Origin of the sequence: Streptomyces liliifuscus, from assembly GCF_016598615.1 — a bacterium.
GTDB classification, from domain to species: domain Bacteria; phylum Actinomycetota; class Actinomycetes; order Streptomycetales; family Streptomycetaceae; genus Streptomyces; species Streptomyces liliifuscus.
In genome coordinates, this window is sequence record NZ_CP066831.1 from 3,228,984 (window position 1) to 3,254,002 (window position 25,019).

A 25,019-nucleotide genomic window follows, 5' to 3' on the forward strand; every position below is an offset into this window, starting at 1 on the left:
GCAGGACCGGGGCGGCGGCACAGGTACGGCACGGGCGCCGCTCACGGGGCCGTTTCAGGCTCCCGGCACCGTCCGCGGCACGCTCACCGTCACCTTCAGGCCGTGCGGCTCGTGGTGCTCGTACGCGATGGTGCCGCCGCCCGCCGAGAGCAGGGCGCGGGAGATGGACAGGCCGAGGCCCGAGCCCTTGACGTTCTGGTGGCCGGGGCTGCGCCAGAAGCGGTCGCCGACGCGGGTGAGTTCCTCGTCGCTGAGGCCGGGGCCGAGGTCGGTGACGACGATGGTCGAGACCTCGCCGTTGGAGGCCACCTCGACCTCGACGGACTCTCCCTCGGGGGTGAACTTCAGCGCGTTGTCGATCACCGCGTCCAGGGCGCTGGAGAGGGCGACGGGGTCGGCCCACGCGGTCGTGGCGGGGCAGGTCCCGACGAGTCGTACGCCCTTGTCGTCGGCGACCGGCGACCAGGACGCCACGCGCTCGGCGGTGAGCTCGCCGATGTCGGTGAGCCGCAGGTCCGCCTCGGCGTGCTCGGCGAGGGCGAGGTCCAGGAGGTCGTCCAGGACCTGCGCGAGGCGCTTGCCCTCGGTGCGGACGGAGGCGATCTCCTCGTTGCCCTCGGGCAGTTCCAGGGCGAGCAGTTCGATGCGCAGCAGCAGCGCGGACAGGGGGTTGCGCAGCTGGTGCGAGGCGTCGGCGACGAAGGCGCGCTGCTGTTCCAGCACGTCCTCGACGTTGTCGGCCATCTCGTTGAACGACCGGGCCAGGCGTCTGAGTTCCGGCGGCCCGCCCGCGGCCGCGACGCGGGACTTCAGGCGGCCGGTCGCGATGTCGTGGGTGGTGGCGTCGAGGACGCGTACGGGCCGCAGCACCCAGCCGGTCAGGCGCAGCGCGGCGCTGAGCGCGAGGAGCATCGCGGCGATCTCGCCGACGCCGATGACCAGCCAGCCGCGCAGGATCTTGGAGCGCATCTGTCCGGTGGGCGAGTCGGTGACCACGACGGCGATGACATCACCGTCCCGGATGACCGGGGACGCCACGACGAGACGGTCCCGTTGCCACGGCCAGACCTGTTGGGGGTCGTGGCTGCGGCGGCTCTGGAAGGCCTCGTCGAAGGCGTCGCGGGCCTCGCCCTTCACGGGGATGTACCAGTCCGCGGGCGCCTTGGCCATGATGTTGTCGCGGTAGAACACGCCGACCTTGATGCCGTACAGCCCGTTGTACTTGATGAGTTCCCTGCCGAGCGTGTTGAGGCGCTCGTCCGAGGAGTCGACCCGTGAGCCCTTGGGCGGGTCGGTGACGAACTGTGCGAGGGACGCGAAGCGGGCCGTGTCGTCGATCCGGTCGACGACCACCTTCTGCTGCTGGGCGGCCGCCAGGCTGACGGCGAGGGGCACGCCGAGGGCGAGCAGTACGGCCGCCATCAGGATGATGAGCAGCGGGAGGAGACGTGCGCGCACCTGACCCCGCTACGCGGCGGGCGCGACGAGCCGGTACCCGACGCCGCGCACGGTCTCGATCAGGGCCGGCATGCGCAGCTTGGAGCGCAGGGACGCGACGTGCACCTCCAGGGTGCGGCCGGTCCCCTCCCAACTGGTGCGCCAGACCTCGCTGATGATCTGTTCGCGCCGGAACACGACGCCGGGACGCTGGGCGAGGAGGGCGAGAAGGTCGAACTCCTTGCGGGTCAGTTGGACAACCGAACCGTCCACGCTGACCTGCCGGGTGGGCAGTTCGATCCGTACGGGTCCGAGGTGCAGTGCGGTCTCGCCGGGTGCCGCGGCCTCGTCGGCGACGGTGCGCCGGCTGACGGCGTGGATACGGGCGAGGAGCTCCCCGGTGTCGTACGGCTTCACCACGTAGTCGTCGGCGCCGAGGTTGAGGCCGTGGATCCGGGAGCGCACGTCGGCACGCGCGGTGACCATGATCACGGGGATGCTGGTGCGCTTGCGGATCTTGCCGCAGACCTCGTAGCCGTCCTGGTCGGGCAGGCCGAGGTCGAGGAGCACCACTCCGAAGCCGGCGCCTTCGGGGACGAGCGCCTGGAGGGCCTCCTCGCCACTGCGGGCGTGGGTGACGTCGAAGCCGTGACGTGCGAGGACCGCGGACAGAGCGGCGGCCACGTGGTTGTCGTCCTCGACGAGGAGCAGTCTCATCCCGGCCCCCTTCGGTTCATCGGTCGTACGTTTTCGGTGGATAGACGTGGGCACGCGCGCGTGCCCCCTGGAAGTCAGTCCGATGACGCTGACGGCGTCAAGTGTGTTCGGGGCGCGGCCGACTTCCGTTACGCAGCCGGTACGTGCCCGCCACGGCCTTCACGAAGAGTGTCCGGTTGCTACCAGATCGTTATGCTCAATTTCCCCTCAGATGTAATGACGCTGGTCGTGCGGCATCACTACTGTCCTCCGCAACCGAGGAGGACGGAGCAAGAGGCCGATGACCGAAGTATCGGTGACCAAGGACGCCGTACCCGCGGCCGACGATCTGGTCGTACTGAAGAACGTCAACAAGCACTTCGGTGCGTTGCACGTGCTCCAGGACATCGACCTGACGATCGCGCGTGGTGAGGTCGTCGTGGTCATCGGGCCCTCCGGGTCCGGAAAGTCCACCCTGTGCCGCGCCATCAACCGCCTGGAGATGATCGACTCGGGAGACATCTCGATCGACGGCAAGCCGCTGCCCGAGGAGGGCAAGGAACTGGCCCGGCTGCGGGCCGATGTCGGCATGGTCTTCCAGTCCTTCAACCTCTTCGCGCACAAGACGGTGCTCGAGAACGTGATGCTGGGCCAGCTCAAGGTCCGCAAGGCGGACAAGAAGGCCGCGGAGGAGAAGGCCCGCGGGCTGCTCGACCGGGTGGGTGTCGCCACGCAGGCGGACAAGTACCCCGCCCAGCTCTCCGGCGGTCAGCAGCAGCGTGTCGCGATCGCGCGGGCGCTGGCGATGGACCCCAAGGTCATGCTCTTCGACGAGCCGACGTCGGCTCTCGACCCGGAGATGATCAACGAGGTCCTCGAAGTCATGCAGCAGCTTGCGCGTGACGGGATGACGATGGTTGTAGTCACACACGAGATGGGTTTCGCCCGTTCGGCCGCCAACCGCGTCGTCTTCATGGCGGACGGACGCATCGTCGAAGAGGCTGTGCCGGACCAGTTCTTCAGCAACCCCCGCAGCGACCGGGCGAAGGACTTCCTGTCGAAGATCCTGCACCACTGACGGCCTGCGTCACCCGCCACCGACGGATCGCACATCTTCACCACTCAAAGGATGTTCACCATGAAGCTCCGCAAGGTCACCGCCGCCTCGGCCGCCGTCCTCGCACTCGCCCTCACGGCCACCGCCTGCGGCTCGGACGACAAGGACAGCGACAGCGCTGACACCGGCTCCGGCGGCAGCAAGAAGATCACCGTCGGCATCAAGTTCGATCAGCCCGGCATCGGCCAGAAAACGCCGCAGGGCTACGAGGGCTTCGACGTCGACGTCGCGACGTACGTCGCCAAGCAGCTCGGCTACAACGCGGACCAGATCCAGTGGAAGGAAGCGAAGAGCGCCGACCGCGAGACCATGCTCCAGCGTGGTGACGTCGACTTCATCGCCGCCTCCTACTCGATCAACGACGAGCGCGCCGCGAAGGTCGACTTCGCCGGTCCGTACCTCCTGGCCCACCAGGACGTCCTGATCCGCGCCGACGACGACTCGATCAAGACGCCGAAGGACCTCAACGACAAGAAGCTGTGTTCGGTGACGGGCTCGACCTCGGCGCAGAACGTCAAGGACAAGCTCGCCCCCAAGGCCCAGCTGCAGGAGTACCCGACGTACTCGGCGTGCCTGACCGGTGTGCAGAGCGGCCAGCTCGACGCGCTGACGACGGACGACTCGATCCTCGCCGGTTACGCCTCGCAGGCGAACTTCAAGGGCAAGTTCAAGCTCGGCGGCTTCAAGATGACCAACGAGAACTACGGCATCGGCGTCAAGAAGGGCAGCGACCTCAAGGCCAAGATCGACACGGCTCTCGAGAAGATGGTCGCCGACGGTGCGTGGGAGAAGGCCGTGACGGCCAACTTCGGCCCGGCGAACTACAAGAACGAGCCCGCCCCGAAGATCGGCAACATCGTCAAGTGAAGCGGGACCTGACCTGACAGGTGCGCCGTCCTCCGGGACGGCGCACCTGTCAGGAAGGCCCCTCCCCACACGCGGAAGCGCGGGAGATCGTGTTCGACTTTCTTGAAGGTTACGACCTGTGGGAAGCCTTCTGGACGACGGTGCAGCTCACCGTCCTCTCCGCCGTCGGCTCCCTGATCTGGGGAACCCTGCTGGCCGCCATGCGGGTCGGTCCGGTGCCTCTCATGCGCGGTTTCGGTACCGCCTACGTCAACATCGTGCGGAACATCCCGCTCACCGTGATCATTCTGTTCGCCTCGCTCGGCCTCAATCAGACGCTGGGCATCAGCCTCGGATCGGACCAGGTCGACACCACGAACTTCCGGCTCGCGGTGCTCGGTCTGATCGTGTACACGTCGGCATTCGTGTGTGAGGCACTGCGGTCCGGCATCAACACGGTGCCTGTCGGCCAGGCCGAGGCGGCGCGCGCCATCGGCCTGAACTTCACGCAGGTGCTGACGCTGATCGTGCTGCCCCAGGCGTTCCGTTCCGTCGTCGGCCCGCTGGCGAACGTTCTGATCGCATTGACCAAGAACACCACGGTGGCCGCCGCGATCGGTGTCGCCGAGGCGGCGCTGCTGATGAAGGAGATGATCGAGAACGAGGCGCAGCTCATCGCGATCTCCGCGGTCTTCGCATTCGGATTCGTGTGTCTGACGCTGCCGACCGGTCTGATCCTCGGCTGGGTGAGCAAGAAGGTGGCGGTGAAGCGATGAGCTCGGTCCTGTACGACGCCCAGGGCCCGCGGGCCAAGCGGCGGAACGTCGTGTTCTCCGTGGTGTTCCTCGCCGCCCTCGCCGCGGTGCTGTGGTGGGTGTACACCATGCTCGACGAGAAGGGCCAGCTGGAGTGGGTGCTGTGGAAGCCCTTCTTCACCGGCACCGAAGCCTGGAGCACGTACCTCTGGCCCGGTCTGCAGAACACGCTCAAGGCCGCGGCTCTCTCCATGGTCATCGCACTGCCGCTCGGTGCCGTCCTCGGTATCGCCCGGCTGTCCGAGCATGCCTGGGTACGCGTTCCGGCCGGCGCCGTGGTGGAGTTCTTCCGCGCCATCCCGGTGCTGGTCCTCATGATCTTCGGACTCGCGCTGTTCTCGGAGTACACGAACGTCAATGCGGACGACCGTCCGCTGTACGCGGTCGTCACCGGCCTGGTGCTCTACAACTCCTCGGTCCTCGCGGAGATCGTCCGGGCGGGCATCCTGTCGCTGCCCAGGGGCCAGTCCGAGGCCGCTCTGGCGGTCGGTCTGCGCAAGAACCAGGTGATGCGGTTCATCCTGCTGCCGCAGGCGGTCACGGCGATGCTGCCGGCGATCGTCAGCCAGCTCGTGGTGATCGTGAAGGACACGGCACTCGGTGGCGCCGTCCTCACCTTCCCCGACCTGATGGCGGCCGTGAGCCCGATGAGCGCCTACTACGGCGCGAACACCATCGCCAGCTTCACGATCGTCGCGGTCATCTACATCGTGATCAACTTCGCCCTCACAAGTTTCGCGAGCTGGCTGGAGGGCAGGCTGCGCCGCGGCAAGAAGTCCACCGGTGCGGTCCTCGGAGTGGACGCGGTCGACGAGCTCAGTGCGCCCGGCGACCACGTGGACGTCACCCACGAGGTCGACAAGGGTCCGTGAACGACCCGCGCACACCGAAGAACTGACGAGATGTGAGCAACCGGAGGCAGTGGCGTGATCGCCACTGCCTCCGTCACTTGACGCAAGCACCGGCAATGGGTTGCATACGTTCTGTGATCGTGCACCCCGCTCCACCTGCCACTCCCGGTAAGACCCTCGGTACACCTCTCCGGGCAGGGGGCGCCGCGCCGTGGACCCGGTGATCATCGTCGGAGCGGGGCCCGTCGGACTCACGCTCGCCCTGGCGCTGGCCCGCCAGGAAGTCCCGTCCGTCGTCCTGGACGAGGGTCCCGGCAAGGACGAACAGAGGCTCGCGCGCACGGTCGTACTGCGCGAGGACACCACCGCGCTGGTCGAGCGGCTGACAGGGTTCCCGCTCGCCGAGGCCGGTTTCCGTTGGGCCGGATGGCGGTCGATGCGGCGCAAGCAGGTGATGCGGCAGATCACGTTCGGCGACGACGAGCCCGCACCGCTGCATGTCCCCCAGCACGTACTGACCGCCGCGCTCAGGGCCGCCATCGCGACCCAGCGTCTGGTCAAGGTCGCCGTGGACAGCCGCCTCGACTCGATCGAGCAGGAGACCTCGGGCGTCACGGCGCACACCCGCGAACCCAAGGGCACCTGGTGGCGCGGCAGCTACCTGATCGGCTGCGACGGACCGCGCTCGACGGTGCGCAAGCTCCAGGACATCCGCTTCCCCGGTCGCACCGCCGTGGAGCGACACGCCGTCGCCGCGCTGCGTACGGAACTTCCGTGGCCCGGCGAGGCGTTGTTGCACCGGATGCCGCCGTGGCGGACGTCGGGCCCCTCGGCCGGGGAGGTGACCGCACGCCCGCTCGCGGACGACGTGTGGCGCCTGGACTGGCTGCTGCCGCCGGGCAAGGACCTGGTCACGCCGGATCTGCTGGTGGCGCGCGTCCGCGAGACCCTCGCGGGCTGGAGCGGGGGCACGACACCCCCGTACGAGCTGCTGGACACCGGAGTCCACACGGTGCATCACCGGCTGGCGCGCCGTTGGCGGGCCGGCCGTGTCTTCCTGGCCGGGGACGCCGCGCATCTGCTCGGTGCGCTCGGTACGCAGGGCCTCGACGACGGTCTGCGGGACGCCGACAACCTCGCGTGGAAGCTGTCCCTCGCCTGGCACCACGGCCCGCACGAGGCGCTGCTCGACAGTTACCAGGTGGAGCGGCGCGCGGTCGTCGCCGCGCGCCTGCGCGCCGCGGACCAGGCGCTGCCGATACTGCGTGCCGGAGGACTGCGCTCGGCGGTGCCCGGGTCGGCCCGCGGCCATGACTCGTTGCTCACCGACGGTCATTTGGGGCGCGGCCCGCTGGGCGCGCCGGGGGCGTACGCCGATTCGCCTCTCGCGCCTCCACGCGCCGAGTCGTCGGCCGAGGTCGGCACGGCGGTGGGCGACCAGGTCACCGATGTACGGGTGACGGCGGAGGACGGTTCCTTCGTACGGCTGCGGGACCGGCTGGGCCACGGGGCGCTGCTGGTCCTGCTGATCGCGCCGGGAACCGGGGTGTGGGAGCGCAAGCACTGGGTGACGGCCGGGATCATGCCGCGCCTCGCGGCCGCCGTGACCGCGCTGCCGCACCACGCCGAGCTGCTGGTCGCCGAGAGCTACCCGGGTGCGGCGGCGCACACGGTGCTGCTGATCCGCCCGGACGGACACCTGGTCACGGCGTTGAGCGGGGTGCGCCCGGCGGATCTGTACGAGGCGGCGGAGGCGGCCCTGGGCGGCCCCCGGGCCACGGCGGAGGCCGCCGCGGGTACGTCCTGAGCGGGCTCTGTCCAGTCGGTGACACTGAGTTGACCGGTCCGGACCGTCATGGTGTACTCCAGATCGTGACCGACACCTGTGTGCGCCTGTGGCGGAGGGTCCATATGGACCTCGTCCGCTATGCGGGCTGCGTGTGTCGCCCGTCCTGCTGAATTCGCATCCTCTCCACCCGCGCGCGTCGCCGATGTCGTTCCCGCGCGCTCCCACGCGAACGCTGACCAGGACGGTACCCGTGTCTGTCTCCCCTTCCCTGACGCCCGCTGCCTCTGCCGCCGCTCCGGCTCACGGCCCCACGCAGGCCGAGCTGCTCGACTTCGTCCGGCGCACGGCCGGTGACGCCGAGCTGATCTCCTCTCTCCCGCTCGACCCCGAGGGCCGTACATGGGTGCGCCTCGAAGGGCCCGGCGGCAGCGAGGCCTGGCTCATCGGCTGGCCGCCCGGTACGGGCACCGGCTGGCACGATCACGCCGAGTCGGTCGGCGCCTTCCTCACGGCGTCGGGCGAGCTCAAGGAGCACTCGCTCACCGCGCGGCTGCCCACCGACGGCTGGAAGACCCTCGAACTGACCGAGGGCATCGACCGGGAACGGCGGCTGGGAGCGGGCAAGGGCCGTTCCTTCGGTCGTCACCATGTGCACGAGGTGCTCAACGAGTCCACGGAGGAGCACGCGATCTCCGTCCACGCGTACTATCCGCCGCTGCCGCAGATCCGTCGCTACAGCCGCAGCGGCCAGGTCCTGCGCCTTGAGCAGGTCGAGCGCCCGGCGGACTGGCAGTGACCGCCGAAGGCCCCCTGCGAGCCGAAACCCCGGTCGGGATCGACGAGTTGCTGGAGCGGGTCCGTGAGGGCCTCGACCGGGTCGAGGCCGACGCCGCCCACGAGGCCGCGCGGGCGGGCGAGGCCCTGCTGGTCGACATCCGGTACGCGGCACTGCGCGAGCGCGACGGGCTGATCCCCGGCGCCCTCGTCGTCGAGCGCAACGAACTGGAGTGGCGCCTCGACCCCCAGGGCAGCCATCGCGCTCCCGAAGCCACGAGCCATGCCCTGCGCGTCGTGATCGTCTGCAACGAGGGCTACGCGTCGAGCCTCGCGGCCGCGTCCCTGCGCCAGTTGGGACTCCACCGGGCGACAGACCTGGTGGGCGGCTTCCAGGCTTGGCGTGCGGCCGGCCTGCCTGTGGCTCCTCAGACGTCCGGCCAGAGCTCCGGTCAGGCCTCCGGCCAGACTTACTGATCCGGGCTACGTCCCAACCGGGTGCCCAACCAGGTGCGCGGGTCGGAGCCGCGGCCCTGCCTGGCCCAGGTCGGAGATACACGCCCCTGCCCGGGGTGCCCTGCGGCGGTTCCTGCCGCACACAAAGCCTCCCCTGTCGGCGTACTCCGCTGCCCACTTGGGCATAGTTAGCGGTGGGGGCCCCTTCGAGTAAGGGGCCCCCACCATTGCGCACCACCCCTTACTCCCAGCCCCCTCAGGTCACTCCCTGGCCGTTGCCACCGTGACCGGCCGCGCCTTGAGGGCCACCCGGCCCGGCAGCGCGGTGCCGACGAGGGCGAGCAGTCCGGCGGCGGCGACCACCGTGACGTACACCAGGGGTGTGACGGCCGGGGCCGCGCTGCCTGTCATCCCGATGCTGAAGGCAGTGAGGACGGCGAGCGCGATGCCGCTGCCGAGGGTCGTGGCGAGGAGCAGCACCGACAGGGCCTCGGTCCGCAGCATCCGCAGTACCTGGCGACGCGTGGCACCGGCGAGTCGGAGCAGCGCGAACTCCCGTACACGCTCGGAGACCGACATCGCGAGCGTGTTGACGACCGCGATGGCGGTGAAGGCGAGAACGAGCCCCATGGCGAAGTAGTTGACCTCGGCGTTGGCCTGCAGGCGCTCGGCCTGCAGCGAGTCCGCGGTGGCCGGTGAGACGACCCGGACTCCCGGGAACTTCCGGACGGCGGCCGCGAGTTCTTCCTGTGAACGGGCGGTGGAGACGAGGACGGTTGCCGCGAGCGGGTTGTCGACGTGGCGGGCGACCAGGTCGTGGGCCATGGTGAGGTCACCGAAGCCGAGGCCCTTGGCGTAGACGGCGGCGACGGTGAGGGTGGCGGGCGTGCCGTCGCCGAGGGTGAGTTTCAGCGTGCTGCCGGGCTTCAAGTGGAGCTGGTCCGCGGCGAGTTCGCTGACGGCGACGGTTTTGTTGGTGAGCTCGGCGAGGGAGCCGGCGGTGACGTCGGGGTCCCAGGTGCGGGTGAGGCCGGCGGGGCTGACGCCCTGTGCCGCGTACTTGTCGAGGCCGACACGGACGGTCGTCCGGACGACTTCGGTGGCGACATCGCGGTCCGTACGCAGCTGCCGTGCGGCTTCTGCCGGGACGCCGGGGCCCTCGGCGGCGAGGACCCAGTCCGCGCGGATGCCCTCGCGGGCCTGGGCGCGGGCGGCGTGTCCCAGGGTCGGCTGGACGAAGAGGACGGTGCAGGTCATACCGATGAGGAGGGTGAGCGGGGTGACGACGGAGGCCATGCGGGCGGCGTTGCCCCGCAGATTGGCGGTGGCGAGCCTGCCGCCCGGGCCGCTGAGTCGCAGCGGGGCGCCCAGGACCGCCGCGGCCGCCCTCACCAGGAGCGGGCCGAGCAGGGCGACGGACGAGGCGAGGACGACAACGGCCAGGAACGTCACGGGAGTCGATGCCGGCTCGGTTCGCAGGATGCTGAGTACGGCGACGAGGACCGTACCTCCGGCGAGCAGCACGAGCCCGGCGAGGATGCGCCCCCAGGCGGGGCGGCCGCTCTCGGCGGCGGCTTCGGCGAGCGCCTCGGCCGGGCGAATACGGGCGATGCGGCGTGAGGAGACACGAGCCGCGGCCCAGGCACCGACGAGGGTGGCGGCGACGGCGGCGAACAGCGGGAACACACTGACGGTGTGCTGAAGCGTGGCGGGCACGGCTCCCAGGGCGACGAACCTGCTGTGCAGCCAGCTGCCGAGCGGTAGCCCAGCGAGAGCTCCGGCGACTCCGGCGGCCGCGCCGACCAACAGGGCCTCGCGGCCGAGGAGCTTGCGGATCTGTCCCGGTGTGGCGGCGATGGCGCGCAGCAGGGCGAGTTCGCGGTGCCTCTGCTGCACGGAGAGCGCGAAGGTGCCGACGACCACGAGGACGGCGACGAGCAGGGACGTGCCGCCCATCGCTCCTCCCATGCTGACGAGCTTGATCCGGGCGGCGGCCGCGTCCAGGAACTCGACGGGACCGCGCTCGTCTCCTGCGCTGACCTGCGCGGTCGTGCCGCGCAACGCCTTGGCCACGGCTGCTTTGAGGTCGGCGGTGTCGGTGCCCCTGGCCGGGACGACGCCGATCGCCGTGACCTGGCCGGGGTGTGCGGCGAGGTGACGGGCTTCGGCGGTGGAGAAGAAGAGCGAGGTCTGGTGGCGTATCTCGTCTCCACTGGGCGCGGCGATGCCGGTGATGCGATACGTGCGCGGACTCTGGGTGGACTGGACGGTCACGCGGTCGCCTAGCTTCAGCCGGGCTCGGTCGGCGAGATAGCGGTCGACGACCAGGTCGTCCCGGGCTCGGGGAGGGGTTCCGGTGGCGAGGGTGTACGGCGTGAGGGCCGCTGAGTCCCAGGCGTGGCCGTAGGCGGTGCGACCGCCGGTTCCGGTGGGCGTCAACGGCTCGGCGAGGAAGGTCAGTTCGGGGATGACACGTTCGGCACCGGGGACTCGGCTGAGCCTCGTGGTGAGGTTCTCGGACAGCCAGGCCCGTTCGGCGATGGGCTTGGCCTTGTGCTTGGTCTTCGTCTTGCCCTTCTTCTGCTTGACCGTGGTCTGGTGGACGTTCTGGTCGGCGGAGACCACGACGGGGGTGGCGGCGTAGCGCTCGGTGCCGATGGTGCCGCGCAGTCCGGTTTCGAGGAGGGTGCCGCAGGCGGTGATGAGGGCTGCCGCGCACATCAGGGCGAGGAAGGCACCGAGAAATCCGCCTTTGCGGTGGCGGACGGTCCGCAGGGCGTAGCGAAGCATCATGGGGTCTCGGTCTCTCTTCCGTCGTCTGCGGTGTCGGGAGCGGAGCCGGGCGGGGAGTCAGGGGCGGGCGCGTCTGCGGCGGCGGCCTGGGCGGGGAAGGCGAGGAATCGGGTGAGTACCGTGCGCGCGTCGGCCGGCGTGTCCGCCTCGGGACGCTTGTAGCGGTTGAGGAGCGCGATGTACTCCTCGAAGAACTCGCGCAGTTCGGGGAGCGTCAGCCGGATCGTGCCGCGCGAGTACGGGAAGGCGTCGGCCCATGGCTCGTCCGCCGCGTCCCGCTGGAGCTGCTCGAAGAGTTCGAGGTCGGCGGCGTACGCGTGGTGGTTCAGCTCGTCCATCACGAGCCGCATCTCGGGGCTCTGACGGCTGCGCGGCGGGAAGCGGCGGTCGCCGGGTATGGCTCGCCACCAACGTTCGCGGCCGTGTCCGGCGGTGCCCGTCTCCTCGACGAAGCCGTAGCGCGCGAGTTCGCGCAGGTGGTAGCTCGTGGCCCCGGTGTTGAGCCCGAGCGCCCTGGCGAGCGTCGCGGACGTGGCGGGGCCGTGCACAGTGAGGTGCTGCAGCATCCACTGCCGCCGGGGCTGGGCGAGTGCCTTGAGCGCGGCGAGATCGGAGAGCTCGACGGGGGCCGGGCGGGGGTCGGGGTCGGGAGCTGTGTGCTCCGGTTTCGCGGGGTCGGGACGCGTGCGTCCCTGCTCAGCAGGGTCGGTGGCGCCGGGTTCCTGTGCCATGCGTACACAGTCGCCTGTGCACAGGGGTCTGTGCACTGCGGTCGGCCAGCGTCTTGGACCGGGGGTTAACCCCACCCTCGCTCTTGGCAACGGAGGCTTCCCGGAGGGGAGTTGGTGCTCGTCCGGAGCGGGGCGCTCCGGTGCCGGCGCGGGCTTCCGACGCCGATGTCGGTGCTGACGTCAGTGCTGGCGTCGGTGTCAGTGCTGGCCCCGGGAACCCGCGCCCCGCCCAGCCCCTTCCGCCCTGCCCTGCACTGCCCCACCACGCTCCACCCCGTCCCGGCCCGGACCCGGATGCGATGGGCGCCCCCGCGCGTCCACCGTGCCCGGGGCCCGGAACCGGTCGGCCCGGAGGCAGCCCCACGCCTCCTCAAGGGCCCGTCTCAGAACCCCTCGCCGTCATCGAGGAACTCCGTTTCCTCGCCCTCTTCCTCCAGCGCCTGCCGGACCACTCTGAGGGCCATGCCTTCGGAGTAGCCCTTGCGGGCGAGCATGCCCGCGAGGCGTCGTATCCGCTTGTCGCGGTCGAGGCCGCGCGTGGAGCGCAGCTTGCGAGCGACGAGTTCGCGTGCGGTGGTCTCCTCCTGCTCGGAGTCGAGCTGTCCGACGGCCTCGTCGATCAGTGCGGAGTCCACGCCCTTGGTCCGCAGCTCCCTGGCGAGCGCCCGCCGGGCCAGGCCCCGGCCGTGATGCCGTGACTCCACCCAGGCATCGGCGAAGGCACTGTCGTTGATCAGCCCGACCTCTTCGAAGCGGGAGAGCACCTCGTCCGCCACGTCGTCCGGGATCTCGCGCTTGCGCAACGCGTCCGCGAGTTGTTTCCGCGTGCGCGGGGTCCCGGTGAGCAGGCGCAGGCAGATGCCCCGCGCCCGCTCAGCCGGGTCCCCTGGGGGCTCCCCCTTCTCGGCCCTCGACGAGGCAGAGGAGCCTCCGTCCTGTGGGTCGCCGTCGGCAGGCGATTCGCCGAAACCACGCCGCCGACCGCGGCCACGTCCACCACGGCCGCCACCGCGCGGGGCTCCGGCACCCCGTTCCCCCGTGCTCTGCGGGCCGTCGCCCTCGTACGACCAGCCGTCGTCACCGCGTCGGCCGGAGCCGCGGCGCGAGCCGCCGCTCGGCGTGGTGTCACCGTCCCGCGAATCGTCGCCGCGGTACGGACCGTCATCGCGGCGCGGGCTGTCGTCCGGCCGTCCGTCCCCCTCCGGATCGCCGTACGCGGCCTTGGCGTCCCAGGCCCCGAGACCGTACGGCCCGTCAGTGTCGTATGCCCTGTCGCTGTCTCCGGCCGTGCCGCTGTCACCCCCGCGCCTCTTCCCTTCGGAGGCGGCGGGGTGAACGTACTCGGCCCAGTCGGTTCGCCGTGTCACGGACTAGCTCTTGGCCGCCGCGGCCTTGGGCTTGACGGCCTTGGCAACGGGAGCGGGAACCGTCTTCGCGGCCTCGTCCGACGCTGCCGACACCGCCGCGTCCGCGCCCGGCTCGGCGGCGGGCTTCTCCGGCTTCACACCGACGCCCAGCTTCTCCAGGATCTTCTTCTCGATCTCGTTGGCGAGGTCGGGGTTGTCCTTGAGGAAGTTGCGCGCGTTCTCCTTGCCCTGACCGAGCTGGTCGCCCTCGTACGTGTACCAGGCGCCGGCCTTGCGGACGAAGCCGTTCTCCACGCCCATGTCGATCAGGCCGCCCTCGCGGCTGATGCCCTGCCCGTAGAGGATGTCGAACTCGGCCTGCTTGAAGGGCGGGGCGACCTTGTTCTTGACGACCTTCACGCGGGTGCGGTTGCCGACCGCGTCCGTGCCGTCCTTCAGCGTCTCGATACGGCGGATGTCGAGCCGCACCGAGGCGTAGAACTTGAGCGCCCGGCCACCGGTCGTGGTCTCCGGGGAGCCGAACATCACGCCGATCTTCTCGCGCAGCTGGTTGATGAAGATCGCCGTGGTCTTCGACTGGTTGAGCGCGCTGGTGATCTTCCGCAGGGCCTGGCTCATCAGGCGGGCCTGGAGACCCACGTGCGAGTCGCCCATCTCGCCCTCGATCTCCGCGCGCGGCACGAGCGCGGCGACGGAGTCGATGACGATGAGGTCGAGGGCGCCGGAGCGGACCAGCATGTCCACGATCTCCAGAGCCTGCTCGCCGTTGTCCGGCTGCGACAGGATCAGGTTGTCGATGTCGACGCCGAGCTTCTTCGCGTACTCGGGGTCGAGGGCGTGCTCCGCGTCGATGAAGGCGACCTGGCCGCCGGCCTTCTGCGCGTTCGCCACCGCGTGCAGGGTCAGGGTCGTCTTGCCGGAGGACTCCGGGCCGTACACCTCGACCACGCGGCCGCGCGGCAGACCGCCGACGCCGAGTGCGACATCGAGTGCGGTCGACCCGGTGTGGATGACCTCGATGGGCTCGTTCGGCCGCTCGCCGAGGCGCATCACCGCGCCCTTCCCGAATTGCCGTTCAATCTGGGCGAGAGCGGCGTCGAGCGCCTTCTCGCGGTCAGTACCTGCTGCCATGGGTTCCACCCGATTTGCTTGAGTCGATCGCTTCACGTCAAAGACGCTAACGCCTGCCACTGACAATGCGCCCCGACGCCCGTCCGGCCTGTGGATAACTCGGGCGCTTCTCCACCAAATCCCCGTCGACATCCCGTCTCGGGCTTCGCCGGAGCCTCCATCAGAATGGATGTTCGATTTTGGTGTCAAGCGCACCACGCGCTTCGACGGGAGCGTGTCGCGAGCCGTGTCTCCCGCCTGTTTCCAGGGTCGTACGGGCGCCGCGCCGGTGCGCTAGGAGGCGTCGCGGGGTTCTTCGTCCTCCGCCGCCCGCGCCTCCCGGGGCCCCTTCAGCGCGCGACGTATGCGTGCGAGGAGAGTGCCCGTGGTCCGCTGCCGGCGCCCGTGGACCCGGGGGTCGTCCGTGACGTCGTACCGCTTCACATAGGCCCCCAGGAAGGCCTGCAGCGTGGCGACCGCCGGGATGGCGATCAGCGCGCCGACCGCGCCGAGGAGTGCGGTGCCCGCGATGACCGACCCGAAGGCGACCGCCGGGTGGATGTCCACGGTCTTCGCGGTCAGCTTGGGCTGCAGCACGTAGTTCTCGAACTGCTGGTAGACCACGACGAAGATCAGCACCCACAGCGCGTACCAGGGGTCGACCGTGAAGGCGATCAGCATCGGCAGGGCGCCCGCGAGGTACGTGCCGATGGTGGGGATGAACTGCGAGACCAGGCCCACCCAGACTGCGAGCACGGGCGCGTAGTTCACGCCGAGGGACTCCAGCAGGATGTAGTGAGCTACGCCGGAGATCAGGGCCATCAGCCCGCGCGAGTACAGATAGCCGCCGGTCTTGTTGACTGCGATCTCCCACGCGCGCAGCACCTCGGCCTGCCGGGCGGGCGGCAGTACGGAGCACAGGGCGCGCCGCAGCCGTGGGCCGTCGGCGGCGAAGTAGAAGGCGAACAGTGTGATCGTCAGGAGCTGGAAGAGTCCGCCCAGCACCTGTGTGGACACGTCCAGGACACCGCTCGCGCTGTTCTGCACGTACTTCCGCAGCCAGTCGGAGCGCAGCAGGCCCTCCTGGATGTCGACGCGGCTGAGCTCCGTGTGGAAGGTCGTGTTGATCCAGCTGATCACCGAGTCGACGTACTTCGGGAAGTCCTCGACCATGTCGATGATCTGTCCCGCGAGCATCGAGCCGAGCAGCGTGACGAAGCCCGCGCTGGCGATCATCACGAAGAGGAACACGATCCCGGTGGCCAGGCCTCTGCGCATGCCGTACGAGGCCATCCAGCTCACCGCGGGCTCGATGGCGAGCGCCAGGAAGAACGCGATCAGGATGTTGATCAGCAGCCCGGTCAGCTCGTGGAAGGCCCAACTGCCCAGCTGGAAACAGGCGATGAGAGTGAGGGCGAGCACCATGGCCCGCGGCAGCCAGCGCGGCATGCGGGCACCCGTCTCGGCCGCGCTCCCGGCCGGGGGCCTGGGGGGTGTCGTGCCGAGCGGGGATGCCTGCTGACCGACGTGCGCGGTCTCATCTGTCGATGCCACGGACCAAGTCTCGCCCACGCCTCCGACAATCGACCCCCGCCCCCGGATCTTCGTGGCCCGTCAGCGGTTTTCGTAGGGAACGTTCACCGCTGTACACACCGCGCGCCACACGTCCTTCGCCTCCCAGCCCGCGTCCAGCGCCTGCCGCACCGTGCGTCCACCGAGTTCCGACATCACGTGGTCGCGCGCGAAGGTATCGGCGTACCCCGCTCCGAAGTGATCCGCCATTCGCTGCCAGAAGACCGTCAACCGCATGACTCCAGTATCCCGCCCCTGAGAGTGGGCCAGGGCCGGGACCGCTTGCCGAGAACGCTTTCCGTCCTACGGTCTGACTCATGGCCGAAACAGGAGCATCTCCACTCCCCCCGACGCCCCCGGCGCACACCCCCCTCGCCCGCGCCGAGCGCTTCGTCTGGCTCACCGCGCGCGTGCTGGAGCAGCATCGTTTCGCGTACCACTTCCTGGGTGGCAGTGCGGACGCGGTCGAGACCGCGCTGTCCGCCTACCGCAACGAGGACGACGGGTACGGTCACGCGCTGGAACCCGATCTGCGCGGCCCGGTCAGCCAGCCCCTGCACACCGGGCACGCTCTGCGCGTCCTGGACTCGATCGGGCGCTGCGGCGGGCAGCGGGTGGAGCGCATGTGCCGCTATCTGACCTCCGTGTCGACGCAGGACGGGGCACTGCCGACGATCCATCCCAGCCAGCGCGGCTTTCCGGCGGCGCCCTTCCTGCCGATCGTCGACGACCCACCCAGCGAACTCCTCGCCACCGGCCCCGTGGTGGGCTTGTTGCACCGCAACGAGGTCTGGCACGCCTGGCTGTTCAGGGCCACCGACTTCTGCTGGCAGGCGGTGGAGTCCCTGGACAAGTCGCATCCGTACGAGATCGAGGCGGCCGTGGCCTTCCTGGACTCTGCGCCCGACCGCCCGCGCGCGGAGGCGGCCGCCGACCGGCTCGGCCGCCTGGTGCGCGAGCACCGGCTCGCGGCGCTGGACCCGGCGCGTCTCGACGCGTTCCCCGTGGCCCCCGGTTACGCGCCGGGGGAGCACCACTTCCCGTACGACTACGCGAAGACCCCGGGCTCACTCGCGCGCGCGTGGTTCACCGACGCCGAGATGACGGGCTCCCTGGAGTTCCTGGTGAGCCGACAGCAGGAGGACGGCGGCTGGCCGACCCGCCGACGCCAGTGGGCACCGAGCACGGCCCTGGAGGCACGCCCGATCGAGACGATCGAGGCCCTGCGCACCCTGCGGGCCCATGGACTGCCCGTCGGATGACATCGCCGCCCATCCCGCTCGCGGACCTGTCCCAACCAATGGCCGCCAAAATCCGCTGCCGATCGCCGACGGGACCTTGATCAGGGTGCACACGCACGCGTGCCCCTCCTCAGCCCAAACGTCACCTCAGCCCGCCCCTCCCCGGCCCGGCCCTCCTCATCCAGCCATCGCCCGCACCCCCGCCGTGACGAGCACGGCCGCGGCGACGACCAGCAGGAACGGGGCACGCAACAGCAGCGCCACGCCGGCCGCGGCAAGCCCCGCCGCCTTCGCGTCCAGCACCAGGACGCGTCCGTCGGCGAACGTCTGCTGGGCCGTGAGGGCGGCCAGCAGGGCGACGGGCAACAGAGCGGCGAGCCGCTGGACGAGCGGTCGCTCCAGCAGGCCCGCGGGAATCAGCAGCCCGATGAGCTTGACGGCATAGCAACCGACGGCGGTGAGGCCGATGGCGATCCAGATGTTCAACGCCCCTCCCCCACGGTGTCGTCGTCTTCGGCCGGCCCGGTGCGCGCCCGGCGACGCCCTTCCGCCCACAGGACGGCCGGGGCGGCGAGCGCGGCCACCAGGACGGGAACACCGGCGGGCAGGACGGGCAGCAGCCCGAGCCCCAGGACGACCGCGAGCCCCGCGACAACCCGCTCCGTGGTGGTCTTGATCATGGGCGCGAGCAGCGCCAGGAAGACGGCGGGCCCGGCCGCGTCCAGGCCCCAGGCGTCGGTGTCGCCGATGGCGTCGGCGCCCAGCGCGCCGAGCAGCGTGGTGAGGTTCCACAGCACGTAGAGGGTGAGCCCGGTGACGGTGAAGCCGATCCGCACGCTGCGCCGCGTGGGCTGGGCGAGGGCCACGGCGGTGGTCTCGTCGATGACCCACTGGGCGGCGAACGGCCGCACCGCGCGCGGGAGTGCCAACAACTGCGACAGACGCAGTCCGTAAAAGGCGTTGCGCACCCCCAGGAAGAACGCGCCCGCCGCGGCCGTGAACGGGTTCCCCCCGCCTGCCAGCGCCCCCACCAGTGCGAACTGGGAGGCGCCGGTGAACACCAGAAGACTCAGTGCGCAGGTCTGCAGCAGCGTGAGCCCGCTGCCCACCGAGGTCACGCCGAAGGCGAACCCGGACAGTCCGACGGCGACCCCGACTCCGAGGGCGTCCCGTACGACGGCGGCGTCGGGTTTTCCGCCGTCTTCACTGCGTATGTCTGCGAGAGCTGCGTGTTCTGCCACGCCCCGGACGGTACGAGAATCTCCCGCCGCGATTCTTGTACGTTCTTGCGCTCGCGCTGATACGCGCCCGGCGGCACGCCCACGATCCGCGTGAAGTGCCGATTGAGGTGCGGCTGGTCCGTGAACCCCACCGCGACGGCCGCCTCCGCGGGCGCGACACCCGAGTCCAGCAACCGACGCGCACGCCGTACCCGGACATCGGTCAGCCACGCGTGCGGGGGCATCCCATAGGCGTCCCGAAAGGCACGCAACAGCGCGAAGGGACTGGTCCCGAGATCGCCGGCGAGCCGCTCCAGAGTGGGCGGCTCCACGATCTGCTCCTCGAGAACGGCACGCGCGCGTGCCGCCACCCCGGCTCCCGCGGTCCGCAGGACCCGCTCCGGCAGCGGCCCGCCGTTCACCCGCAGCAACCGGGTCACGGCAACGCGCAACAAGGTGTCGGCAGCGAGCGCGTTGCCCTCCTCGGCGGCCCGCAACACCTGATGAACCAGCGTCACGGCATACGGATCATCGAGAACCGGGCTCACGAACCCCGGAGTGCCACGAAGAGCGGTGGTCTCGGCAGCGATCTCCGCGACCAGCTCCGGCGACGGATAGACGGCCCCGTACCGCCAGCCCTCGGGCACCCCTGCCCGCCCCGTGTGCGACGTATCGGGATTGACCAGCGCCAGCGAGCCGACCCCCACGTACTGATCCGCCCCACCGTGCCGGAAGACCTCGACACCATCGGTGATGGCGGCGATGACGAAGTTCTCATGCGTATGCCGGACAAAGGTCTTCTGCACATACCGAGCCCGCAGCAGATCGACACCGGGCAGCTCCGCATACTGCCAGTGCCGAGCCCGCTCCTTCCCAGCTCCAGCCATGCCCCCCATTCTCCGCCACCGGGGCAAACACGAGACGGGCACACCCCACGCCCAGCAGCCGCCGGACAACGGAAGGGGCCGGTCCGGGGGTGTCCGCCCGCAGCGGATGGCGCGTCGACTGCACCCCCGTGAAAGCAAACCGATTCCGCGCCAGACCGAGGACGGACACCCCCGGACCGGCCCCGACCCAAAACGACGACAGCCGCGCAACCCACCGGCCCGCAGCCAACCCCTCACAGCGAATCCCCCGCAACCGATCCCTCCGCAGGTCAGCCCCGTTGTCAGTGCCCGGGTGCAGGATGGACGCATGGTCAGCTCCGCACACCGAGCCCTGGACGGCTTCTCACCAGCGACCCGTGCCTGGTTCACGGGTGCCTTCGACGCGCCCACCGCGGCCCAGGCCGGAGCGTGGCGAGCCATCGGCGAGGGCTCGGACGTGCTGGTCGTGGCCCCCACCGGCTCGGGCAAGACCCTGGCAGCGTTCCTGGCCGCCCTGGACCAGCTGGCCTCGACCCCACCCCCGGCCGACCCGAAGAAGCGCTGCCGGGTCCTGTACGTGTCCCCGCTGAAGGCCCTCGCGGTCGACGTGGAGCGAAACCTGCGCAGCCCGCTGACCGGCATCCGGCAGGAAGCCGTGCGCCTGGGCCTGCCCGAGCCCGAGGTGAAGGTCGGCATCCGCTCCGGCGACACCCCGCCCGCCGAGCGCCGCGCGCTGTCCACCCGCCCGCCGGACATCCTGATCACGACCCCGGAGTCGCTGTTCCTGATGCTCACGTCGGCCACGCGCGACGCGCTGACGGGCATCGAGACGGTGATCCTGGACGAGGTGCACGCGGTCGCGGGCACGAAACGCGGCGCCCACCTCGCCCTCACCCTGGAGCGCCTGGACGAACTGCTGCCGAAGCCGGCCCGCCGCATCGGCCTCTCGGCCACCGTCCGCCCGGTGGACGAGGTCGCCCGCTACCTCTCCCCCCACCGCAAGGTCGAGATCGTGCAGCCCCCGTCAGGCAAGGAATTCGACCTCTCCGTGGTCGTGCCCGTCGAGGACCTGGGCGAGCTCGGCGGCTCCCCCGTCGCGGACTCCGACACGGGAGCCGAGCGCCCCTCCATCTGGCCTCACGTCGAGGAGAGAATCGCCGACCTCGTCCAGTCCCACCGCTCGACGATCGTCTTCGCCAACTCCCGCCGCCTGGCGGAGCGCCTCTGCAACCGGCTCAACGAGATCGCGTACGAGAGGGCGACGGGCGAGCCCCTGGAGGAGCACCACGCGCCGGCCGAGCTGATGGGCGGTTCGGGCGCGGCCCAAGGTGCCCCGCCGGTCATCGCCCGCGCCCACCACGGCTCGGTCTCCAAGGAGCAGCGCGCTCTCGTCGAGGAGGACCTGAAGGCGGGCCGCCTGCCCGCGGTGGTCGCCACGTCCAGCCTGGAGCTCGGCATCGACATGGGCGCGGTGGACCTCGTCGTCCAGGTCGAGTCACCGCCGTCCGTGGCATCCGGCCTCCAGCGCGTGGGCCGTGCGGGCCACCAGGTCGGCGCGGTCTCCACAGGCGTGGTCTTCCCCAAGTACCGGGGTGACCTCGTACAGGCCGCCGTGGTCACCGAGCGGATGCGCACCGGCTCCATCGAGTCCCTCCGCATTCCCGCCAACCCGCTGGACGTGCTGGCCCAGCAGCTCGTCGCCATGACCGCGCTCGACACCTGGCAGGTCGACGACCTGCTCACCACGGTCCGCCGCGCGGCCCCCTTCGCGTCGCTTCCGGAGTCGGCGTTCACGGCGGTGCTCGACATGCTCGCGGGCCGCTACCCCTCCGACGCCTTCGCCGAGTTGCGGCCCCGTGTGGTGTGGGACCGCGTCGCCGGTACGGTCACGGGCCGCCCCGGTGCCCAGCGCCTCGCCGTCACCTCCGGCGGCACCATCCCCGACCGCGGCCTCTTCGGCGTCTTCCTCGCCGGCGCCGACCCCAAGAAGGGCGGCGGCCGGGTCGGCGAGCTCGACGAGGAGATGGTCTACGAATCCCGCGTGGGAGACGTCTTCACGCTCGGCACCAGCTCCTGGCGCATCGAGGACATCACCCGCGATCGCGTCCTGGTGTCCCCCGCCCCCGGTGTGCCGGGCAGGCTGCCGTTCTGGAAGGGCGACCAGCTCGGGCGTCCGCTCGAACTGGGCCGCGCGGTGGGCGCCTTCCTGCGCGAGGTCGGATCGCTGCCCAAGGACGACGCCCGCCTCCGCCTCCTCGCGGCGGGCCTGGACGCCTGGGCGGCCGACAACGTCCTGTCCTATCTGGCCGAACAGCGCGAGGCCTGCGGCCACATCCCGGACGACCGCACCATCGTCGTCGAGCGTTTCCGTGACGAGCTGGGCGACTGGCGGGTCGTCGTGCACTCGCCCTTCGGCGCCCAGGTCCACGCCCCGTGGGCCCTCGCGCTGGGCGCACGCCTCTCCGAGCGGTACGGCATGGACGCCCAGGTCATGCACGCCGACGACGGCATCGTCCTGCGCCTCCCGGACGCCGACCTGATGGGTCTGGACCTGCTCGACCAGGAACCCACCAAGCTGGGCACGGAGTACGACTCCGACCAGGCCCCCGTGGGCGCGGCGGACGTCGCGTTCGACAAGGGGGAGGTCAACCAGATCGTCACCGACCAGGTCGGCGGCTCCGCCCTGTTCGCGTCCCGCTTCCGCGAATGCGCCGCCCGCGCCCTGCTTCTGCCGCGCCGCAGCCCCGGCAAGCGCACCCCCCTGTGGCAGCAGCGCCAGCGCGCCGCCCAACTGCTCCAGGTGGCCAGTGAGTACGGCTCCTTCCCCATCGTTCTGGAGGCGGTCCGCGAATGCCTCCAGGACGTCTTCGACGTACCGGGTCTCACGGAACTGATGGGCGACCTGGAGTCCCGCAAGGTGCGGCTCGTCGAGGTCACGACGCCGGAGCCGTCACCCTTCGCCCGGTCACTGCTGTTCGGCTATGTCGCCCAGTTCCTGTACGAGGGAGACTCCCCGCTCGCCGAGCGGCGCGCCGCGGCCCTGTCGCTGGACTCGCGTCTGCTCGCCGAGCTCCTGGGCCAGGCGGAGCTGCGCGAGCTCCTGGACGCCGATGTGCTGACGGAGCTGGAGAGCGAGCTCCAGTGGCTCACGGAGGATCGCCGCGCCAAGGACGCCGAAAGCGTCGCGGACCTCCTGCGGATGCTCGGCCCGCTCACCGACGCCGAACTGGCCGAGCGCGGCGCCGAACCGGAGTGGGCCCGGGACCTGGCTTCGGCCCGCCGCGCAATCCGGGTCCGGATCGGCGGGGCCGACCACTGGGCGGCGATCGAGGACGCGGGCCGACTGCGCGACGCGCTCGGCACGGCGCTGCCGGTCGGCGTCCCGGAAGCCTTCACCGAACCGGTCAAGGACCCGCTCGGCGACCTCCTCGCCCGGTACGCGCGCACGCACGGCCCGTTCACCTCGACCACTGCGGCGACCCGCTTCGGCCTAGGTCCGGCCGTCACCGAGGGGGCGCTGCAGAGGCTCGCTGCGGCCGGTCGCGTCGTCCAAGGGGAGTTCCACCCGGCGGGGATCGGCCAGGAGTGGTGCGACGCGGCGGTGCTGCGCCGGCTGCGGCGCCGTTCGCTGGCCGCTCTGCGCCACGAACTGGAGCCGGTGCCGCCCGCCGCGCTCGCACAGTTCCTGCCGCAGTGGCAGCACCTCGGCAGCGGGCACGGCCTGCGCGGCATCGACGGACTCGTGCGCGCCATCGAGCAGTTGCAGGGCGCTTCGGTGCCCGCGTCGGCGCTGGAGAAGCTCGTCCTGCCGTCCCGCGTCGCGCACTACGCGCCCGCGATGCTCGACGAGCTGACCGCCGCCGGAGAGGTCGTCTGGGCCGGAGCGGGCGCGCTCCCCGGCAAGGACGGCTGGGTGTCCGTCTATCTTGCGGACACCGCTCCCCTCCTCCTGCCGCCCCCGCATCCCCTGGAGCTGACCGCGCTCCACCAGTCGGTCCTGGACGCCCTCTCCGGGGGCTACGGCCTCTTCTTCCGCCAGATCACCGACCAGATCCGCGCCACCACACACCCCGATGCCACCGATCCCCAACTCGCCGACGCCATCTGGGACCTGGCCTGGTCGGGCCGGCTGACGAACGACACGCTCGGCCCGATGCGCGCTCTCCTCGGTTCGGGCCGCACCGCCGGTTCCACCGCGCACCGCGCGAAGCGCACGGTGCCCCGCGGACGTTACGGAAGCCTGACGGCCGCCGCACGCCCCCAGTCCCGGACGGGCCCTCCGACCGTCGCGGGCCGCTGGTCACTGCTCCCCGCTCTCGAGCCCGACGCCACGGTCCGCGCCCATGCCCTGGCCCGTACCCTGCTCGACCGGCACGGCGTGGTCACCCGGGGCGCGGTCGCCGCGGAGGGCGTGGAGGGCGGCTTCTCCGCCGTCTATCGCATCCTGTCCGCCTTCGAGGACAGCGGTCAGGCCCGCCGCGGGTACGTGGTGGAGGGGCTCGGCGCCGCCCAGTTCGCGATGGACGGCGCGGTGGACCGGCTGCGCGCGGCGGCCAACGCGCGCGAGCGGGGCGAGGCCCTGCCCGAGTCCGGGTTCCCGGGCATGCCCCTGCCCGGCGGCCGCCCGGGCACCCGCACGCCGGGCCACACCGAAGGTCCCACCGAACACCCGGACCCCTTCGACGACCCGGGCGACACAGGCTTCCCTGCCTCCGACGCCCTCCGGTCGGACCACGACCCGTACTCCTTGCGCGACGGTTCCGGGCCGCCCTTCCCCGGCGCCCCGACGCCCGGCTCCGACCACCGGTATCCACCCCCCTTCGCCGACACTCCCCGTACGGCCCCGCAGGCCTTCCCGGGAGGCCCCGCCTCCGCCCGTGCCCGCGCGGCCAACGGCAACCGCGCCATCGTGCTGGCCGCCGCCGACCCCGCGAACGCCTACGGCGCTGCCCTCCCCTGGCCAGAACCCCCCACCGGCGCCGGTCACAAGCCGGGCCGCAAGGCGGGCTCCCTGGTCGTGCTGGTCGACGGCGAGCTGACCCTCTACATGGAGCGCGGCGGCAAGACGCTCCTGGCCTGGCCGTCCACTCTCGACGGCTCGCCCTCCGACAGCTCCTCTCCCGACGACTCTCCGCTCCACGACCCGCGCCTGCGCACAGCCGCCGAGGCACTCGCCGCGGCCGCCCGCGCGGGATCCCTCGGCACTGTCACGGTGGAGCGGGTGAACGGCGCCTCCGCGCTGACATCCCCCTTCGGCACCCTCCTGGAAGGAGCCGGTTTCCACGCGACCCCAAGAGGGCTGCGCCTCCGCGCGTGAAGCAGCCCGCGGCGTAAAGCC

21 protein-coding genes are annotated in these 25,019 nt (G+C 71.0%); 10 read left to right on the top strand and 11 right to left on the bottom strand.

The genetic code is table 11. The features are described from left to right. Nucleotides 1-54: 54 nt before the first annotated feature. Together JEQ17_RS13580 and JEQ17_RS13585 are read right to left on the bottom strand one after the other, a co-directional pair. Nucleotides 55-1,458 carry a sensor histidine kinase gene (locus JEQ17_RS13580; protein WP_200395512.1) on the bottom strand — a complete coding sequence of 468 codons (1,404 nt, stop codon included), beginning with the start codon at nt 1,456-1,458 and terminating at the stop codon, nt 55-57. 9 nt (nt 1,459-1,467) lie between these two features. Further along, nucleotides 1,468-2,154 (bottom strand): response regulator transcription factor, encoded by a 687-nt coding sequence (locus JEQ17_RS13585; protein WP_200395513.1) that lies wholly within the window; start codon nt 2,152-2,154, stop codon nt 1,468-1,470. 280 nt (nt 2,155-2,434) lie between these two features. Here JEQ17_RS13585 and JEQ17_RS13590 point away from each other — a divergent pair, with 280 nt between their 5' ends. The 8 genes from JEQ17_RS13590 (at nt 2,435) to JEQ17_RS13620 (ending at nt 8,802) form a co-directional block, all read left to right on the top strand. Beyond that, nucleotides 2,435-3,211 carry an amino acid ABC transporter ATP-binding protein gene (locus tag JEQ17_RS13590; protein ID WP_143638069.1) on the top strand — a complete coding sequence of 259 codons (777 nt, stop codon included), beginning with the start codon at nt 2,435-2,437 and terminating at the stop codon, nt 3,209-3,211. Between the two features lie 60 nt (nt 3,212-3,271). Continuing rightward, nucleotides 3,272-4,117, top strand: a complete 846-nt coding sequence (locus JEQ17_RS13595; protein ID WP_200395514.1) for a glutamate ABC transporter substrate-binding protein — start codon at nt 3,272-3,274, stop codon at nt 4,115-4,117. Between the two features lie 89 nt (nt 4,118-4,206). Beyond that, nucleotides 4,207-4,872, top strand: a complete 666-nt coding sequence (locus tag JEQ17_RS13600; RefSeq protein ID WP_200395515.1) for an amino acid ABC transporter permease — start codon at nt 4,207-4,209, stop codon at nt 4,870-4,872. Further along, nucleotides 4,869-5,783 carry an amino acid ABC transporter permease gene (locus tag JEQ17_RS13605; protein WP_200395516.1) on the top strand — a complete coding sequence of 305 codons (915 nt, stop codon included), beginning with the start codon at nt 4,869-4,871 and terminating at the stop codon, nt 5,781-5,783. The genes JEQ17_RS13600 and JEQ17_RS13605 overlap by 4 nt, the downstream gene beginning before the upstream one ends. 190 nt (nt 5,784-5,973) lie before the next feature. Then, entirely contained in the window at nt 5,974-7,569 is a 1,596-nt protein-coding gene (locus JEQ17_RS13610) for an FAD-dependent monooxygenase (protein ID WP_200395517.1), read from the top strand. A gap of 104 nt (nt 7,570-7,673) precedes the next feature. Beyond that, entirely contained in the window at nt 7,674-7,721 is a 48-nt protein-coding gene (locus JEQ17_RS50700) for a hypothetical protein (RefSeq protein ID WP_309506048.1), read from the top strand. An 80-nt stretch (nt 7,722-7,801) separates the two neighbouring features. After that, the gene (locus JEQ17_RS13615) at nt 7,802-8,347 is read left to right on the top strand and encodes a cupin domain-containing protein (protein ID WP_200395518.1); all 546 of its coding nucleotides are present in this window, start codon (nt 7,802-7,804) and stop codon (nt 8,345-8,347) included. Beyond that, nucleotides 8,344-8,802: a rhodanese-like domain-containing protein gene (locus JEQ17_RS13620; RefSeq protein ID WP_234048190.1), complete on the top strand. Its 459-nt coding sequence runs from the start codon at nt 8,344-8,346 to the stop codon at nt 8,800-8,802. Before JEQ17_RS13615 ends, JEQ17_RS13620 begins: the two co-directional genes overlap by 4 nt. 240 nt (nt 8,803-9,042) lie before the next feature. Here the strand turns inward: JEQ17_RS13620 and JEQ17_RS13625 are convergent, their stop codons facing one another. The 6 genes from JEQ17_RS13625 to JEQ17_RS13650 form a co-directional block, all read right to left on the bottom strand. Next, nucleotides 9,043-11,574, bottom strand: coding sequence for an ABC transporter permease (locus JEQ17_RS13625; protein WP_200395519.1), 2,532 nt, complete (start codon nt 11,572-11,574; stop codon nt 9,043-9,045). Continuing rightward, complete coding sequence (locus tag JEQ17_RS13630) at nt 11,571-12,305, bottom strand: winged helix-turn-helix domain-containing protein (protein WP_200395520.1); 735 nt, start codon at nt 12,303-12,305, stop codon at nt 11,571-11,573. The genes JEQ17_RS13625 and JEQ17_RS13630 overlap by 4 nt, the downstream gene beginning before the upstream one ends. A 383-nt stretch (nt 12,306-12,688) precedes the next feature. Beyond that, nucleotides 12,689-13,672: a recombination regulator RecX gene (gene recX / locus JEQ17_RS13635; protein WP_200395521.1), complete on the bottom strand. Its 984-nt coding sequence runs from the start codon at nt 13,670-13,672 to the stop codon at nt 12,689-12,691. 3 nt (nt 13,673-13,675) lie between these two features. Continuing rightward, nucleotides 13,676-14,803, bottom strand: a complete 1,128-nt coding sequence (gene recA, locus JEQ17_RS13640) for a recombinase RecA (RefSeq protein ID WP_200395522.1) — start codon at nt 14,801-14,803, stop codon at nt 13,676-13,678. Between the two features lie 273 nt (nt 14,804-15,076). Further along, the gene (locus JEQ17_RS13645; RefSeq protein WP_200395523.1) at nt 15,077-16,336 is read right to left on the bottom strand and encodes an AI-2E family transporter; all 1,260 of its coding nucleotides are present in this window, start codon (nt 16,334-16,336) and stop codon (nt 15,077-15,079) included. Between the two features lie 60 nt (nt 16,337-16,396). Continuing rightward, nucleotides 16,397-16,591, bottom strand: a complete 195-nt coding sequence (locus JEQ17_RS13650) for a DUF3046 domain-containing protein (RefSeq protein WP_055618504.1) — start codon at nt 16,589-16,591, stop codon at nt 16,397-16,399. 80 nt (nt 16,592-16,671) lie between these two features. Between JEQ17_RS13650 and JEQ17_RS13655 the strand changes: the two genes are divergently transcribed. Beyond that, a complete protein-coding gene (locus JEQ17_RS13655) occupies nt 16,672-17,616 on the top strand; it encodes a hypothetical protein (RefSeq protein ID WP_200395524.1) in 945 nt (314 codons plus the stop codon). A gap of 156 nt (nt 17,617-17,772) precedes the next feature. Here JEQ17_RS13655 and JEQ17_RS13660 read toward each other — a convergent pair whose 3' ends face one another. From JEQ17_RS13660 to JEQ17_RS13670, 3 genes are read right to left on the bottom strand one after another with little or no spacing between them, the layout of a single operon-like run. Next, nucleotides 17,773-18,081 (bottom strand): AzlD domain-containing protein, encoded by a 309-nt coding sequence (locus JEQ17_RS13660; protein ID WP_200395525.1) that lies wholly within the window; start codon nt 18,079-18,081, stop codon nt 17,773-17,775. Next, nucleotides 18,078-18,809 (bottom strand): AzlC family ABC transporter permease, encoded by a 732-nt coding sequence (locus JEQ17_RS13665; RefSeq protein ID WP_234048719.1) that lies wholly within the window; start codon nt 18,807-18,809, stop codon nt 18,078-18,080. Before JEQ17_RS13665 ends, JEQ17_RS13660 begins: the two co-directional genes overlap by 4 nt. Then, nucleotides 18,710-19,702 (bottom strand): AraC family transcriptional regulator, encoded by a 993-nt coding sequence (locus tag JEQ17_RS13670; RefSeq protein WP_234048191.1) that lies wholly within the window; start codon nt 19,700-19,702, stop codon nt 18,710-18,712. Before JEQ17_RS13670 ends, JEQ17_RS13665 begins: the two co-directional genes overlap by 100 nt. 307 nt (nt 19,703-20,009) lie before the next feature. Here JEQ17_RS13670 and JEQ17_RS13675 point away from each other — a divergent pair, with 307 nt between their 5' ends. Next, the gene (locus JEQ17_RS13675; RefSeq protein ID WP_200395527.1) at nt 20,010-24,998 is read left to right on the top strand and encodes an ATP-dependent helicase; all 4,989 of its coding nucleotides are present in this window, start codon (nt 20,010-20,012) and stop codon (nt 24,996-24,998) included. Nucleotides 24,999-25,019 lie beyond the last annotated feature (21 nt).